Here is a 14,712-nt window from a genome sequence, read left to right as displayed (position 1 = left end):
ATCTAATCAAGACACGCAAAGCAGCGGCCCCTCCAAAAGAATAGGCCGCTGCTTGTGAAACATTATATACTATTTATGAGTACCATACTCGGTCCCTATCGGTCTTGATGTGGAGCCGATCTTTTTTATTAACACAACTATAGTTAGAAAAACAAGTGTGAAGCCTGCTATCCATACCCAGACGTGAATACTAAACATATGTATGAGCAGCAGCCAACCACAAAGACCGATCAAGGTAATAAGCAGAGTTGGGATCGTTAGCACTATCCCGATTTTAAAATAATAGCCCCACGTGATCTTTACACCTTTGCGAGCCAGCACATGCAGCCAAAGCAATGTCGCCAATGACCCAATTGGGGTAATTTTAGGGCCGAGATCTGAGCCGATGACATTGGCATAGATCAATGCTTCACGGACTATCCCCTCGGTTGAAGTACTCTTTATCGCAAGTGCATCGATCATGACCGTCGGCAAATTATTCATAATGGAAGATAAAATGGCAGCAATAAAGCCAGTTCCTACAGTTGCTGCAAAAAGCCCTTCGTCTGCAACCATTTGTATAAAATCGCCTAGCAAATCAGTTAACCCTGCGTTTTTTAGCCCATACACAACAACATACATTCCAATGGAAAATAGGACTACAGTCCATGGAGCTTCTTTTAACATTTGTTTGGTCCGTATAACCGGGCTTCTGCGGGCAGCCAGTAAAAAGGCTACCGCCGCGGTGCCTGCCACAATAGATACCGGTATAGCAAGAAATTCGCTTACAAAGTATGCGATTAATAGTGCGGCTAATATATACCAAGATAATTTAAATAATTTCATATCTTTAATTGCTGCCGTTGGCGGCTGTAATGAAGCACAATTATACGTTTTTGGAATACTCTTGCGAAAACATACATAAATGACAAGGATGCTTGCTGCAATGGAGAAAAAGTTAGGAACAATCATACGACTTGCGTATTCAACAAAACCAATTCCAAAATAGTCTGCGGATACAATATTGACCAAGTTGCTTATCGTAAATGGCAATGATGCTGTGTCTGAAATAAAGCCGCTAGCCATAATAAAAGGTAATATTATGATTTCGTTGAATTTAAGCGCACGGATCATAGCGAGCACAATAGGAGTCATAATTAAGGCAGCACCATCATTTGCAAATAATGCAGAAACCGCAGCGCCGAGTAAGATGATATATATAATCATAATCATTCCGTTTCCACCAGCAAGACGCGCCATATGCAACGCTGACCATTCAAAAAAACCAATTTCATCAAGCACCAGTGAAATCAAAATAATGGCAACAAAAGTAAGTGTTGCATTCCACACGATGTCGGTAACCGCAAGCACATCACCAAATGACACTATTCCGAAAATTAGAGCCAATATGGCTCCTCCTGCTGCAGACCATCCTATGCTGAGCCCCCTAGGCTGCCAGATCACCAAAGTCAAAGTCAATACAAAGATGAAAGATGCTGATAGTATCATTAATGCCTCCATAGTCGGTTATATACGTTTTAGATAAGTAGTAAGTAGAAAACCAAATTAAGTTTACACTGTATGACAAGCGTACGTCTATCACTCTTCTATATGATTCTTTATATTTGTTAACTCGTCATTTTTCATTTTAACAAGAACCAAATTATAGTTTACATCTTAATTGAAGATGATATGTTCAACTTCAGTGGTACATTATGCCATTACAATTCCATATTATAGTAGAGAGTGGTGGGTAGATAATGTTTAAGTTTAAGAAATCAATTACCTTGCTACTAAGCGCCTTATTAGTTACCCTCGGGGCAGCAACTGTCGCGACTAGTGAGGCAATTGCAGCAGACGATCCTCCTTTTTCGGCAAACGCGTCTTACATAGGCAAAGACACCAATGGCTTGCATCATGTTCAGATTTCATGGGACAATCTTGGTGACGCCGCCCAATACTATAACGTCTATCGCTACCCGACACTTTATCCATGGGGCGGCGAACCTGTGCAAGGATGCACAAACTTGACTACAATAAGTTGCGAGGGCGTAAGCGTCGAGAAGGGGCAATTCCGTTATATTGTCAAAGCCAAACTGGCTGATGGCCGAGAAATCAGCAACCAATCTGGCAATACACTAGTAGACATTCATAACTATACAGGAGCTCCTGCTACTCCAGAGATCTATACTACCTCTACAACACCTCGCACTTATATCATCGGTTTTAATATCACATCAGGCAACAACGCCGATATATGGGAACTCTATGAAAACGGTGTACTAGTTAATCTGTTCCAAGGATTTCTACTTGAAAATGGACAGGAACCTCAGCATGCTTCCCGTACATTTTATGACAAAGCAAGTGGTACTTATCAATATGTAATCAAGCTAAGTAATGCCTATGGAACAGCTTTCTCTCAATCGATTACGGTTGTTGTTCCCTAATTTACCTCACTTATGAGAAAATCTTTATCCATGGAGCAATGCTGCAAATATTAATTTGAGCAGCATTATACAGTCGTGATACCTCATGTTTATCTCTGTCCAAACCAAAGAACGCGGAACAGCTTCTTGCTATCTCGCGTTCTTTACCAAATAAGAACTGTTCAATTAAGCGGTTACTTCCCTTTACCAATAGAGCATTGGAAATACATTCTCCACGCCTCTTAATAAACCGGTTATTTTAAAATTATTTTTTTCTTCCAGGTTAATTTATTGTTGTGATCATCTTGAAAAATAAAGATAACTTGACCTTGCTGATCTTTCATCTTATTCGGATCAATTTGAATTGGCACCTTGCCGGGCAACACATGGTCCGATGTTGTTCCATTAGGACTTGTGCCACACCCTCCTATCCATAACAATAAGACCAACACCGCCATCATCCACCATATTGTTAATCTTTTCAATGTTGGCTTCTCCTCTGCTGCATCATAACACACGTTAACTTTTGTCTCCCGTCACCAAACAGGAGCGTACTTTGTTTATGATAAGATATAACAATGGAACCAATTGGACCCCTAATAAAAATATCGCAAATGAGGAGGAGCCTACAAACGCCCCAAACTCAGCTGGATGCTTAATAAACCCATTTGCAAACACATAAACAAGCGTCGCAAGTAGGAACGTAAATGGACGATGACTGGGCAGCTTAAACACCTGTGCCAATAAATGAGCAGCCATGTACAGCAGCAGCACGCATTTTATAAACAAAGAAGACGACCAGAGTGAGATCATAATTGGATCTAAATTCTCAATGATGTTGCCTATTTCAACGAAGCGAATTAATTCCATAAGCGGGAACCGTAGATGCCCTCCTAGATGTGGACCAAACACAAACAGCGTGATCAGCCAATACAGCATGATGAGCACACAAGAGCTAATCTTCGTAATAATGACATACTTCATAGCTTTGTTGTGAAGCTGAAAATGAGGCAGCATGATGAGGACCAGCATCATTTCCGCAAACCAGGGTGTAACAAACAAGACTGATTTCCAAATCGTTGTCCCATTCCAGTGTGTGACCAGCGCAATACTCATATCTGGCCAGACACTTCCAGGCAAGAAGAAAAGCGTTAATAAGGAAACACCGAATATAAGAATGAACATACCATCAGCCATAAATACTATCGTTTGTAAACCACTCCTCGACACAACAGCAACACATACTAAAAAGCCTCCAGTCACAACCCAGTCCGGCGTTCCGGGCAAGTAAGTAGATCCAAAGAAGTCGCGATAAGCTGTTAACACGACGGTGAGGAGCATCATGCAATAAAACACAATCAGCATCATAATCATTTTATGCAGCCACTTGCCGATGATGCGCTCACCGAATACACCCCATTCCACTTGTGGATCATATGAGGCCAACTTGACAGCAAAAGATACGATGAACACACTGCAGCAGCACGATAGCAAAATCGTTATCCATCCCTCATATTCTGCAATCAGTAACAACTGACCCAGAAGGAACGCGAGCGGCGTTGATATTAAATAGATCATCCATAAACGGACCATCTGGTACGGCGTAAATGTCCACATAACTGCCACCTACTGTCTAGTTAAATTGAATCACCGGATCAAGCCACCCCAGCAGAAAATGTACCACTATATACGGAAGCGGCATCCAATGCCATAACATAGCGGCAGTTTCGAAAAGCAAACATAAGCTCCATAATATGATAAACACGCGCTTGAGATATGCATGATGCTGGCGTACATATTTCCATTCAATACCCGCAATCGCTGCAAAAACCAATATCATTACGATCATAAGTGCCCCTTATTTCAAGTTCCAGATTGGCTTTAACTCACCGTTGTAATGTTTTATTTCTACGTGCGCCTGTATGTCAAAGCGTACTTTATCCTTATAATAATCAGGCCACATCGGCTTTAATCGGCTCCATTTCGCGGGGTACCACCATTCCAGATATGAGCCTAATTGCAGCACGTCTGCCTTCACCTGCTGAGACTTTGAGAGTGCACTGCGCAGATCAGCGATCAGTTTGTCATTAATAGCTTGCTCAATACTATGCAAGACCTCCGCTTTTGTAATGTCAACTCTGGTATCAGCTGCTATGATATCCGCCCCCGCAGTCATCTTAATTCGAAACAACTGGCTCCCTTCTTGCAAAATCGGTTTGATCAATGCTTTATTGTGATGAATATTTAAAGAGCACTTGCCTTCACGCAGCTTTACTGTATACTGAGGATCTTTTAGTGAGCGATAAACCCATCCCACACCTCTTGTTTCGGACTCGGATAAGGTGCCTATCATTTTAGTGGACTGAAGCATCGCTGCACCATTCATGACTACCCAAAGTGATTGCTTCTCAGGTTCACTAATCATCGTTTTGAACTTCATTTGCAGCAAATTGACTGCCAGTCCTTGATGGTCACTAATGGATTGAAGAACGTCCTTGAGTCTGGTATTCAACAGCGTACGGCGATTCGCAAACTCTCGCAGCACTTCACTTGGGGATTGTTCATATATGGGCGACAATCTCGTGATATCTTTGGCTTTGCCTTCTGCTACAAAAAGATACGATTTCAGTTGAAAGGACTGTTGTCTAGCTCCCCACTCCACTAAGTCCTCGATCCCCTTCTCAGCATATTTTCGACCAAGCACGATCACTTTTGTCTGCCCCCAGGTCAGCTTGCGTGTCAAGCTCCCCTGAATTTTGCGAAAAGCTTCCGGCAGTGAATCTGCTTTTTCTGAAATGATGGCTACTGGTGAAGCAGATTCTGTGCCTGAAGATTGTCCCATCGATGCGAATCGGTTCGGCAAGGGTGTCACCATAGTAAGTTCAACCTCTCCCGGTATGTCTGTAACGTCAATAAATAATCCACTAACAAATGATCGATCATTGATTTCCATTTTGGACCAGCAACCTGTAATGCCTAGTGTGACGAGTGACATAACCGTGATAAGCAGCCATGATCTATTCATCTTCAATTTGCTGCCTTTGTTCACGGCTAGAGCCAAACGAATACGGTCGTTTGTTCATCTTAGGCCATCTGACACGCCAAAATACATCTTTCCAATCTTGAAGCACCAACGGCGCCAAGGGGTACAAATAGGGCACTCCAAAAGACCGTAATGTGACCAGATGCCAATACATAATGAACATCCCGATTATAATACCGTACAGCCCTAGTGCTCCGCCCATAATTAGCAGTGGAAACCGCAGCAGTCGAAAAGCGAGTCCTAGCTCAAAGTGCGGAATAATAAAAGAGGCGATCCCTGTTATGGATACGACGATGACAGTCGGCGCTGATACAACTCCAGCCTGCACTGCTGCTTGTCCAATTACAATTGCACCAATGATGGAAACGGTCTGACCAAGCGGCCTCGGGATCCGGATGCCGGCCTCTCTCAATCCCTCAAAAGTCAGCTCCATGATAAGTACTTCTGCTAGCGCGGGAAAAGGAATCTTCTCTCTTGCTGCTGCTATTGTCGTCAACAGATCAGATGGAAGCATCTCCGGGTGGAAAGTCGTAATCGCAATGTATATGGAAGGAACCAAAAAAGAAGCCATCACAAAGAAAAAGCGAATCCAGCGAATCCAGGTTGAGGCGACGTATTGTTGAAAGTAATCCTCAGGTGACTGCATCAAAGAGAAAAAGGTAACAGGTACAATCAACGTCTGCGGTGCACCATCCACCATAATTCCAATTCTACCTTCGAGCAAAGAAGCCACCAATGTATCCGGCCGTTCTGTGAATTGAATGATCGGAAAGGGAGACAAGGGCTCGTGGTCAATAAACTCGGCGACATAATTGGAACCAAGAATACTATCGATCTGAATCTCACTTAGTTTGCTCCCTATCTGTTGAAGCGTATCTGAATCACACAAACCTTCTATATACATCAGGTAAGTAGTCGTTTGTGTATATTCACCCAGTGAATACTTGATCATTTTAAAATCAGGATGCTTAAGTTTATGTCTGACCAGGGACACATTAGCGTTTATGCTCTCTACAAAAGCTTCTTGAGGGCCGGTAATAAGCACTTCATTTTGTGCCTCACTTATGGAGCGTTGGCTGTATTTAGAGATGGGAAACAAGCACATCTCAGTCTGATTATCCACGATTAGGGCTGCGCTTCCATCAAGGATACCTGCAACCACCTGCTTGACGTCGAGAACAGTAACACTTTGCACAGAAGTTAGAGACCCGGCAAGAGCTGCCGACATCTTATCTCCCTCAGCAGCTGCTTGACCAACAGCTTGTAGTGGAGCAATGATTTGGTCGTACAGGATAGTCATATCGATAATGGATTCAATATAAATTAGTGTGTATGCCGAATTCTTGTCTGGATGGAGCTGTTGATAGCTAATGTCAGCAATGTGCTGCAATCGGGCCTGTATTTCCTCCAAAGCATTGTCGTAGCTTTGCTCAACTGTTCGAGATGGGGAGTGCTGCTGCCGCGGCGCGGAAACATGCTGATTTTGACGATGCATCCATTTAAACAAATTAATCCCCCATTCACCTTCAAAAAGTATTACCTTTTTTATGCCCAACAACAAAGCAAAGCATCCAAATATATGCACTTCCTCAACAAGACCTTCATGGGGCTTGAAAATAGACCCCGTCACCTTCACGAGTCCCTCAGAAAGTATACATTTAGACACACTTGCCAGATTGGAAAATTACTTTATAAACCCAATTGTTGACTAACTATTAGTAGTTCGCTAAAATATATACTGAAATCGACATGTATGAATGTCTGCTATTATCTAATCTTGCGGAAGAGAAAGGTTTCCTTGCTCTTCCGTTCTTCTTATTCCAACCTGATACGGAAAGGTGAGCACTACTTCATGACGCAATATCAAATTTTGCTATTTTACAAATATGTACCTATCCCGGACGCACAATTATTTGCCTCCGAGCATCTCCAATATTGCAAGGATCTTGATGTTAAGGGCCGGATCTTAATTGCAAACGAAGGCATTAACGGCACGTTGTCTGGAACGATCGAACAAACGACACAATATATGCAGCATATGCAGCAAAACCCTTTATTTGCAGATATAGTCTTTAAGATAGATCCAAGCAACGAACATGCCTTTAAGAAACTCTTTGTACGTCACAAGCAAGAACTTGTTACTTTGCGTTACCACAAAGCGCTTAATCCACAAACAGATGGTGGTAAACATCTGAGTCCAGTTGAGTTCCAAAATTATATGCAGCGAGACGACGTGCTCATATTGGACGGCAGAACGGGTTATGAATATGATCTTGGCCACTTTCAAGGGGCTATTCGGCCTGAAGTTGATGCCTTTCGGGATTTCCCAACCTGGATTCGTGATAACATAGCAGAGCATAAGGACAAGCAGGTTCTTACCTACTGTACAGGTGGCATTCGCTGTGAGATGCTGACAGCGGTTCTGCGGGAGGAAGGCTTTAAGGACGTGTATCAATTGGATGGTGGCATTGTTACCTACGGTCAAGACCCGGAGACACAAGGCAGAGGATTTGACGGGAACTGTTACGTATTCGATGAGCGTATTTCTGTGCGAATCAACCAGACCGATGAACATGTTATCGTTGGCAAATGTCATCACTGCGGCAAGCCTGCTGACCAGTACATCAATTGTGCCGATGATAGCTGTCATTTGCAGCATATTTGCTGTGAGGAATGCGAGGGTGAATTCAAAGGCTACTGCTCCACTTCCTGTGAACAGCATGACAATGCTGCTTCCCCATCCGCGTAACTTGTGTTTGCATTCAGCACATGAATATTTGCTTGGAATCTTATATGTGTAAGAATTACAAGTGAGTTAAAAATAACTAAAGCAACAGCCGCCGTTATATCGAGATGATATTGCGGCGGCTTTTTGGGCTATTTTTTAGAATATAGCTGTCGATTCAACCGTCTCTCTGAGCTCATATCTAATTCCATATACTCAGTATATTGAGTATATGCCATACTCTGCGCCTTTTCTATCATGTAGATACATCACTATCAGGCTGTGCCTGACTTTGGAGGCTGAATCCTTGTCCAGATTGCAGTTGCCTATCTATCACCCGCCTATTTATGGTTTGCTGCGTTGGGCGTACACCCTATGTATTACTGCAGAGCACCCTAGTACCAACGCATGGCTTTACAGCAACTTTATTCAGGTTCATTGTAATAAGCGCTTTCTCGAGCTGGAAGAAGAGCTTTTTTTTGATTTTTATCATGGGCACTGGAATGACATGCTGCATAATCCTTTCTTAATGACCTCATCTATTACTACTAACATGTTAAATGATTATGCTGCACACGCCGGAATAACCGACATCATCATCACGCAACTCAACAGCGGTAATTACCCCGTTCTATTTGTTGACGAACAGCATATCTCTTACACAACCGCCTATCAAGCTTATGCATTTCCACATCATATTCTCATCTATGGCTATGATTTGGATGAGCGCGTATTTTATACGTACGGGTTTGGTCATGACTTAAAGCTTGGGCATCATCGCACTTCATTCCTTGAGGTAGAACAAGCGTTCCAATCCATCGTTCATATATTGGATCAGAAGCTTCGTATCGATCAGAACAGCTTCTTTTATGATTTCAAACCAGCTGTAACTTTTGAGTTGGATGTCCATCTGATTCAACATCAATTGCAGGACTATCTTCAGTCCAGATCTGATTTAGGTCGTGGTGATTTCAAGACGGACGGCCTCGCATTTGGAATCGAATGTTACGATCATCTGGTCCATTTCTTGCGCGCTGTTGAACAAGGGGAGGCTTTTCTGCTACGAGCTAATCCGCCCCGCCAGCTTCATTTGCTCTGGGAACATAAGAAGACGATGATGGAGCGAGTCGCCTACTTGCAGCGGAATGAGATCATTCCTGTCAATCAACAACTGCTAGCAGGTTTTATCCAGATTGCAGATCAGGCCCAAGTCGCTCGCGACTTGTACGTAGAACATGTGTTCAAAGGCGTAGACAATGTGCATCAGCGTATTATTGAGCAGTTATATTCATTGCGTGATCAGGAAAGTATGTATGTGGAGCTGCTGCTCAAAGAAATAGAGCAGGTCAATAACTCCATGTTGTATGCCTAAATGAACTATTAGTCATCATATTATGCTAAAAAGGGTGTTCTCCCACTCGTAATCAGCGGGAGAACACCCTTTTTTATGATTTGGTTGCGGCCACTTTGATTCCTGGTTGGCATAAATCAAAGCCGGTTTCCAGCTTTCTATACAGTCGTTCAATGACACTTTGCTGCCAACAATTCTGATCATAGTCAATTAGCACAGTTAAGTAGGTGTGGCTCTTGTGAACGGTTACAAACAAGTTATGGAGCCCATCAATCGGAGCTGTCCAACGAACTAGACGTTGTTGCTCTGAATCAACGGGCATATCGCTAAATCGGAAGCCAACCTCGCTCATCGCTTCATCGCACCCTCGCGTTTTCGCCTCTTCCTCACGCCCAACTGGCTCTACGGCATGAAAGTCCCATGATCGCGATTCAGCATGATAAGTCGCTGCTATCAAGTCTTCCCGCTGCATCCACCCTACTGTTCGAGAAGTATCATACGCTGATAGATCATGTACACGCAAATTCAGCCATCGACTAATGACTAGCCGGTTATGCATAAACTTACAATCCTGCAACGCATCCAGCAGCAAGCATAGCACTGTTTGATCCAGATCAACATGTCTTGATATGGTCGTATCACCTGAAACCTGCACACTGATACTCGAGGTCTTATACTTACGATCAGTAGATATCGGTACGATCAGCGTTTGCTGCCAACGCGCCATACTGCGTTTAATCGACATGCTATCTCCGATTCGGTTAGGCGAAATAGTGAGCTTCGTCTGCTCATATCCCCGTTTAATGAATCTCGAACACTGTCGCAGCGATACTGTTTTTGCCGGGAGACGTACCTGCGTATGTGCCGACAACTGCTCATAAATGGTTGAGAAATCGCTAAGTAATAAACTCCACGAATGCTCATCTGCAAGCAGTCGATGAATGCGCAGTGCCAGAAAAGGACCTGCCAACGGCTCTGGCATACGTGTGGCATCTGATCCTGCCTCAGCTAGAACTTGGTTATCTAGGGCGTCAACCTGCTGCTCTTGCGGTATGATGACTTTAGCTTCTATCAGCGGCTCGAATATACTCATGTTCACTGCTGTATCCGCTCCCCAAATCGTGTGTTCCTCTGGAATCGAAGCTGTCTCTGTACTATCTGATACTTGACATCTCTCAGCACGGAACAAAGGTTCATACATACCCCGATTGTATGCAGCTGGCAGTTCTCCGCCTCCGTAATACATAATTCGCAACCCATCATGATGCTCCACAAGCCGACTCAGGGCAAGCTTGACCATCTCTAGTTGATAACCTGATTCACGGCTGAGCACGGCTGAAAAATAGCTGCCTTGAACGGTGTAAAAGGAATTGGCCTGCAGATAGCGTAGCTGAAGGTCTGTTAGTACAACAGTTCCTTCAACATTTGCGGATAGAATTCCCCATTCCTGTTCCTGCTCTTGCTCTAGTTTGCTTATATGTGGAGCTAATCCACGAATAGTTCGATATTGAAACAAATTGGCGACATCAATCGTATACCCACGTACTTCCAGCTGATGTCTCATTTGTATAGCCATGATAGAATTGCCGCCTAGAGTATAAAAATCATCAGTGACCCCAAAAGAGCGATGATGAAAAAACGGCTTCCAAATTTCAAACAGCTGCCGCTCAGCGTCTGTTTTTGGTTCTGTAATCGGGGCGACTTGAGCATCAGCATGCTGAAACGGATCTGGCAATGCCTTTCGATTAACTTTTCCCGTAGGGGTTAAGGGTACCTCAACCAACCGCAAGAAGAAGGCAGGGATCATATAGTCAGGCAGCCGTCTTGCCAGCTCAGAACGAAGACTTTCAACATCTAGTGCATCGGGGCTGACCCAGTACGCACACAAGACACGGTCGTCCGCTTCATTTGTCCACGGATGGACGATCGCCTCGCTTACTCCCGCATTAGCCAGCAACACTTGTTCGATCTCTCCAAGCTCAATCCGGTAACCTCTTACCTTTACCTGATGATCTGCACGGCCTAAGTATATATATTCACCGGTTCTGCTGAGCCTCACTCTGTCACCGGTTCGATACATACGCTGACCGGGTTGAAAGGGATGAGCTACGAATTTACTAGCTGTCAGTTCTGCATCATTCATATAGCCGCGCCCTACGCCAGACCCACCTATGCATAACTCTCCAGCAACGCCTGGTGGTTGCAGCCGCAGCTCCTCGTCCAGCACGTACGCTTCCACGCCTGCCAGCGGCGTTCCAATTGGAATGGACGTTGACTCACAAGTTGATGTTACTTCTTTACTCATCATCCAAACTGTCGTTTCAGTAGGTCCGTACAAATTATATATACGAGCCTTTGTCCTGGCCTGCACTTGAGCTAGCAGATTAGAAGTTAATACCTCCGCTCCAATCATAAGGATCTTCAGGTGCAGCAAGCTTTCAAGATGCTTCTCTTCACGCAGCCACATTTTTAAGCGGGAAGGTGTAATTTGCAGGATATCCACCTTCTCCCGCAGCAGTGTGTCGTTAATTAGACGTGGGTCCTGCTGTTCGCGTTCTTGCAGCAGGACAACCGTCATTCCACACGTAAGCGGAATAAGGTGCTCCACAACAAAAATATCAAACGATACTGTAGCAAGACCAGCCATTTTAGCGCCTGCTGTAAACGGAATCCGCTCACTAAAACTAGTAACAAAGCGAGCCAGGGACCCATGTGTAATCATAACCCCTTTCGGACGTCCCGTAGATCCCGAGGTATACAATACATAAGCGAGATGGTCAGCTTGTGTTAAGCAGATGGGATTGTCATAAAGATCCGCATATAATTCCGGATCATCTAAATACCATTCTTCTACTGAAGGAATCATCCCTGCAAGCGATTTCTCCGTCAATAAATGCTGCTCTCCACAATCCTGCAGCAAGGTTCGAATCCGCTCTTCTGGGAAAGCCGGATCTATAGCCACATAAGCTCCGCCAGCTTTTAAAATGCCCAGCATCCCAATTATTAGTTCCGGCGTACGTCTTGTGAGCAGGCCTACGATGCCCTCAGGACCTACTCCTCGCGACCGCAGCGAATGGGCTAATTGATTGGCACGTGCATTCAAGCTGCTGTAAGACAGCTCGCGGTCGCCGCACTTGAGGGCTACAGCATTAGGCGTTAAGGCAGCTTGCCGCTCAAATTGTTGATGAAACGACAAGACCTCACTCGCTGACCTATTTTCATCGCTAGATATCAATCGTGTAATGTATGCATCTTCCTCGCCTCGCTCGAGCAGCTGCAGTTCGGATAGCTGCTGTGAAGGCTCTGCAGCGTATCGTTCAATTACTCTCATGTAATAGCAAAGATAACGCTCTACCGTATCCCGTTCAAATAGATCGCTCGCATACTCCATCCGGAGTAATATCGAATCGTTAGCCTGTCTGCACTGTAAGCTTAAATCAAACATCGAAACTCCATCGTTCGCTTGTGGGATATAATCAAAAAATTGGAACAATGTCGAAAAGATCGGATTCTGACCCATGACCCGGTTCGGATTCACTTCGGACACAATGCGCTCAAATGGCAGCCTACTGTTTTTTAGACTAAGCAGCGTCTTCTCCTTCACTTGTGCAACGATTTCAGCCAACGAAGTTCGTTTATCGAACTGAACTCGGATACAGGTCACGTTAATTAGCACACCTACCATGTGCTGGAGTTCGGGTTTACTGCGTTGGAGTACCGGGACACCAACAATGATGTCATCCTCACCCGTCAACTTGTGCAGCAGCATAACGTAACAAGCTAGAAACAACATATGCATGGTAACATTAGAGTGTTTGGCCGCCTGCGTTAACCGCTCTACCAGATGACCGCTGAAGGAAGAGGTTACATAGCCTCCACGATGAGTGCGGGGTAGAACCGGCTCATAGTCACCAATCAGACGCAATGTAGGCAAGGGGTGACTTAATTCGTTCAACCAGTATTGCTCAATAATCCGCGCCTCATTTGAACGCTCCCACAACAATTCATCCTGAACATAATCTACATATCTTAGGGGCAGCTTTGGCAAGCCAGCAGGGATGCCATACGCTTCCTGCCGGTAATAGGCAAACATTTCATCTACCATCACCTTTGTGCTCCAGCCGTCCATAATGATATGGTGCATGTTCACATAATAACAATAATGATGTGCGGAAAGTTGGAAGAGCTTAGCAGTGACAGGAGGAACTGACAGATCAAATGGCGTCTGCTTATCTATCCAAATCTGCCGCTCCAGCTCCTCCTCTGGCTTCGCTTGAACTCTTAAATCTGCATATTGAAGCCTCACCTTAACATCAGAATATATCTTTTGCTTCGGCTCCCCCCCTACTTCTTCAAATGCGGTTCGCAACGATTCATGCCGCTCAGCCACAAGCTGAAGGGCTTTCTCCAAAGCCGCTCGATTTAAATCGGCGGCAGGAAGGTTCATCCGATAATCTTCCTCTGACGAATCATCAGAGCGGGAATCCGTATGCAGATGGACATAAAAGGGACAATTGTACGTAGTAAGTCCTGGCTCCATTTGCTGCTGCAGCCACATCCCGCGCTGGGCATGGGAAAGATCATACAATCGCGTCTCTGAAGCTGCGAAGGATTGTTTATTTTGTCCCTCCGCATTCCCAAATTTCGAGGGATCTTGACGTAAGAGATTGGACAACTGCTCCTTAGCACTCTCTCTTGTAATCTTGCCGGCTGCTAGTTGTTCTAATATAAGCCGCTGCATCTGCTCGTTCATTAGCGCCTGGCCTCCTATGTGTTTATGCCATCGTAGAGTGTAGCTCCGTATAACATTCATCAACCATCTCGTTGTCATCACCCATAAGGACGACTCTTGGCTTGTGCATCATTGCTTCCTCATTGCTCATTAAGGCATAAGACATAATAATGACCTTGTCGCCAGGCTGCACGAGCCGTGCTGCTGCGCCATTCAGACAAATCATCCGACTGCCCCGTGGGCCTGAAATGACATACGTTTCTAATCTGGCTCCATTATTGATGTTAACGACCTGTACCTTTTCATTTTCCAAAATATCCGCTGCATCTAAAATATTTTGGTCAATGGTAATACTTCCGACATAGTTCAAGTTAGCCTCAGTGACGGTAGCGCGGTGAATTTTGGCTTTGTGCATTTCTCTAAACATAGAAATTCCTCCTTGTAAATGGGGTTCTA

At 44.5% G+C, this 14,712-nt stretch carries 11 protein-coding genes; 3 read left to right on the top strand and 8 right to left on the bottom strand.

Annotated elements, in window-relative coordinates:
• Positions 1-69: 69 nt before the first annotated feature.
• A complete protein-coding gene (locus QP775_RS03060) occupies positions 70-1,488 on the bottom strand; it encodes an arsenic transporter (RefSeq protein WP_285103498.1) in 1,419 nt (472 codons plus the stop codon).
• Positions 1,489-1,739: 251 nt separating this feature from the next.
• Here QP775_RS03060 and QP775_RS03055 point away from each other — a divergent pair, with 251 nt between their 5' ends.
• Positions 1,740-2,426, top strand: a complete 687-nt coding sequence (locus QP775_RS03055; RefSeq protein WP_285103496.1) for a chitinase N-terminal domain-containing protein — start codon at positions 1,740-1,742, stop codon at positions 2,424-2,426.
• 233 nt (positions 2,427-2,659) lie between these two features.
• Here QP775_RS03055 and QP775_RS03050 read toward each other — a convergent pair whose 3' ends face one another.
• Genes QP775_RS03050 through QP775_RS03030 form a run of 5 tightly spaced genes read right to left on the bottom strand, consistent with a single transcriptional unit; the run spans position 2,660 to position 6,955 of the window.
• A complete protein-coding gene (locus tag QP775_RS03050; protein WP_285103494.1) occupies positions 2,660-2,890 on the bottom strand; it encodes a hypothetical protein in 231 nt (76 codons plus the stop codon).
• A gap of 34 nt (positions 2,891-2,924) precedes the next feature.
• Positions 2,925-4,022, bottom strand: coding sequence for a GerAB/ArcD/ProY family transporter (locus QP775_RS03045; protein WP_285103492.1), 1,098 nt, complete (start codon positions 4,020-4,022; stop codon positions 2,925-2,927).
• Between the two features lie 16 nt (positions 4,023-4,038).
• Positions 4,039-4,254: a hypothetical protein gene (locus QP775_RS03040; protein ID WP_239327640.1), complete on the bottom strand. Its 216-nt coding sequence runs from the start codon at positions 4,252-4,254 to the stop codon at positions 4,039-4,041.
• Between the two features lie 9 nt (positions 4,255-4,263).
• Complete coding sequence (locus QP775_RS03035) at positions 4,264-5,430, bottom strand: Ger(x)C family spore germination protein (protein ID WP_285103490.1); 1,167 nt, start codon at positions 5,428-5,430, stop codon at positions 4,264-4,266.
• A complete protein-coding gene (locus tag QP775_RS03030; RefSeq protein WP_285103488.1) occupies positions 5,423-6,955 on the bottom strand; it encodes a spore germination protein in 1,533 nt (510 codons plus the stop codon). The genes QP775_RS03035 and QP775_RS03030 overlap by 8 nt, the downstream gene beginning before the upstream one ends.
• A gap of 345 nt (positions 6,956-7,300) precedes the next feature.
• Here QP775_RS03030 and trhO point away from each other — a divergent pair, with 345 nt between their 5' ends.
• Both trhO and QP775_RS03020 read left to right on the top strand, forming a co-directional pair.
• Positions 7,301-8,197 (top strand): oxygen-dependent tRNA uridine(34) hydroxylase TrhO, encoded by an 897-nt coding sequence (gene trhO / locus QP775_RS03025; protein ID WP_285103486.1) that lies wholly within the window; start codon positions 7,301-7,303, stop codon positions 8,195-8,197.
• Positions 8,198-8,480: 283 nt separating this feature from the next.
• A complete protein-coding gene (locus tag QP775_RS03020) occupies positions 8,481-9,545 on the top strand; it encodes a BtrH N-terminal domain-containing protein (RefSeq protein ID WP_239327636.1) in 1,065 nt (354 codons plus the stop codon).
• 73 nt (positions 9,546-9,618) lie between these two features.
• Here the strand turns inward: QP775_RS03020 and QP775_RS03015 are convergent, their stop codons facing one another.
• On the bottom strand, positions 9,619-14,277 hold the full coding sequence (locus tag QP775_RS03015; RefSeq protein ID WP_285103484.1) for a non-ribosomal peptide synthetase: 4,659 nt from the start codon (positions 14,275-14,277) through the stop codon (positions 9,619-9,621).
• Between the two features lie 22 nt (positions 14,278-14,299).
• On the bottom strand, positions 14,300-14,683 hold the full coding sequence (gene panD, locus QP775_RS03010) for an aspartate 1-decarboxylase (RefSeq protein ID WP_239327634.1): 384 nt from the start codon (positions 14,681-14,683) through the stop codon (positions 14,300-14,302).
• Between the last annotated feature and the right edge of the window lie 29 nt (positions 14,684-14,712).

The organism is Paenibacillus sp. UMB4589-SE434, assembly GCF_030226685.1.
Classification (GTDB): Bacteria; Bacillota; Bacilli; order Paenibacillales; family Paenibacillaceae; genus Paenibacillus_B.
This window is presented reverse-complemented; position numbering and strand designations above follow the sequence as displayed.

Coding starts and splice junctions, on each gene's coding strand:
- QP775_RS03060 (WP_285103498.1), bottom strand. CDS start 1,488: ATGATACTATCAGCATCTTTCATCTTTGTATTGACTTTGACTTTGGTG.
- QP775_RS03055 (WP_285103496.1), top strand. CDS start 1,740: ATGTTTAAGTTTAAGAAATCAATTACCTTGCTACTAAGCGCCTTATTA.
- QP775_RS03045 (WP_285103492.1), bottom strand. CDS start 4,022: ATGTGGACATTTACGCCGTACCAGATGGTCCGTTTATGGATGATCTAT.
- QP775_RS03040 (WP_239327640.1), bottom strand. CDS start 4,254: ATGATCGTAATGATATTGGTTTTTGCAGCGATTGCGGGTATTGAATGG.
- QP775_RS03035 (WP_285103490.1), bottom strand. CDS start 5,430: ATGAATAGATCATGGCTGCTTATCACGGTTATGTCACTCGTCACACTA.
- trhO (WP_285103486.1), top strand. CDS start 7,301: ATGACGCAATATCAAATTTTGCTATTTTACAAATATGTACCTATCCCG.
- QP775_RS03015 (WP_285103484.1), bottom strand. CDS start 14,277: ATGAACGAGCAGATGCAGCGGCTTATATTAGAACAACTAGCAGCCGGC.
- panD (WP_239327634.1), bottom strand. CDS start 14,683: ATGTTTAGAGAAATGCACAAAGCCAAAATTCACCGCGCTACCGTCACT.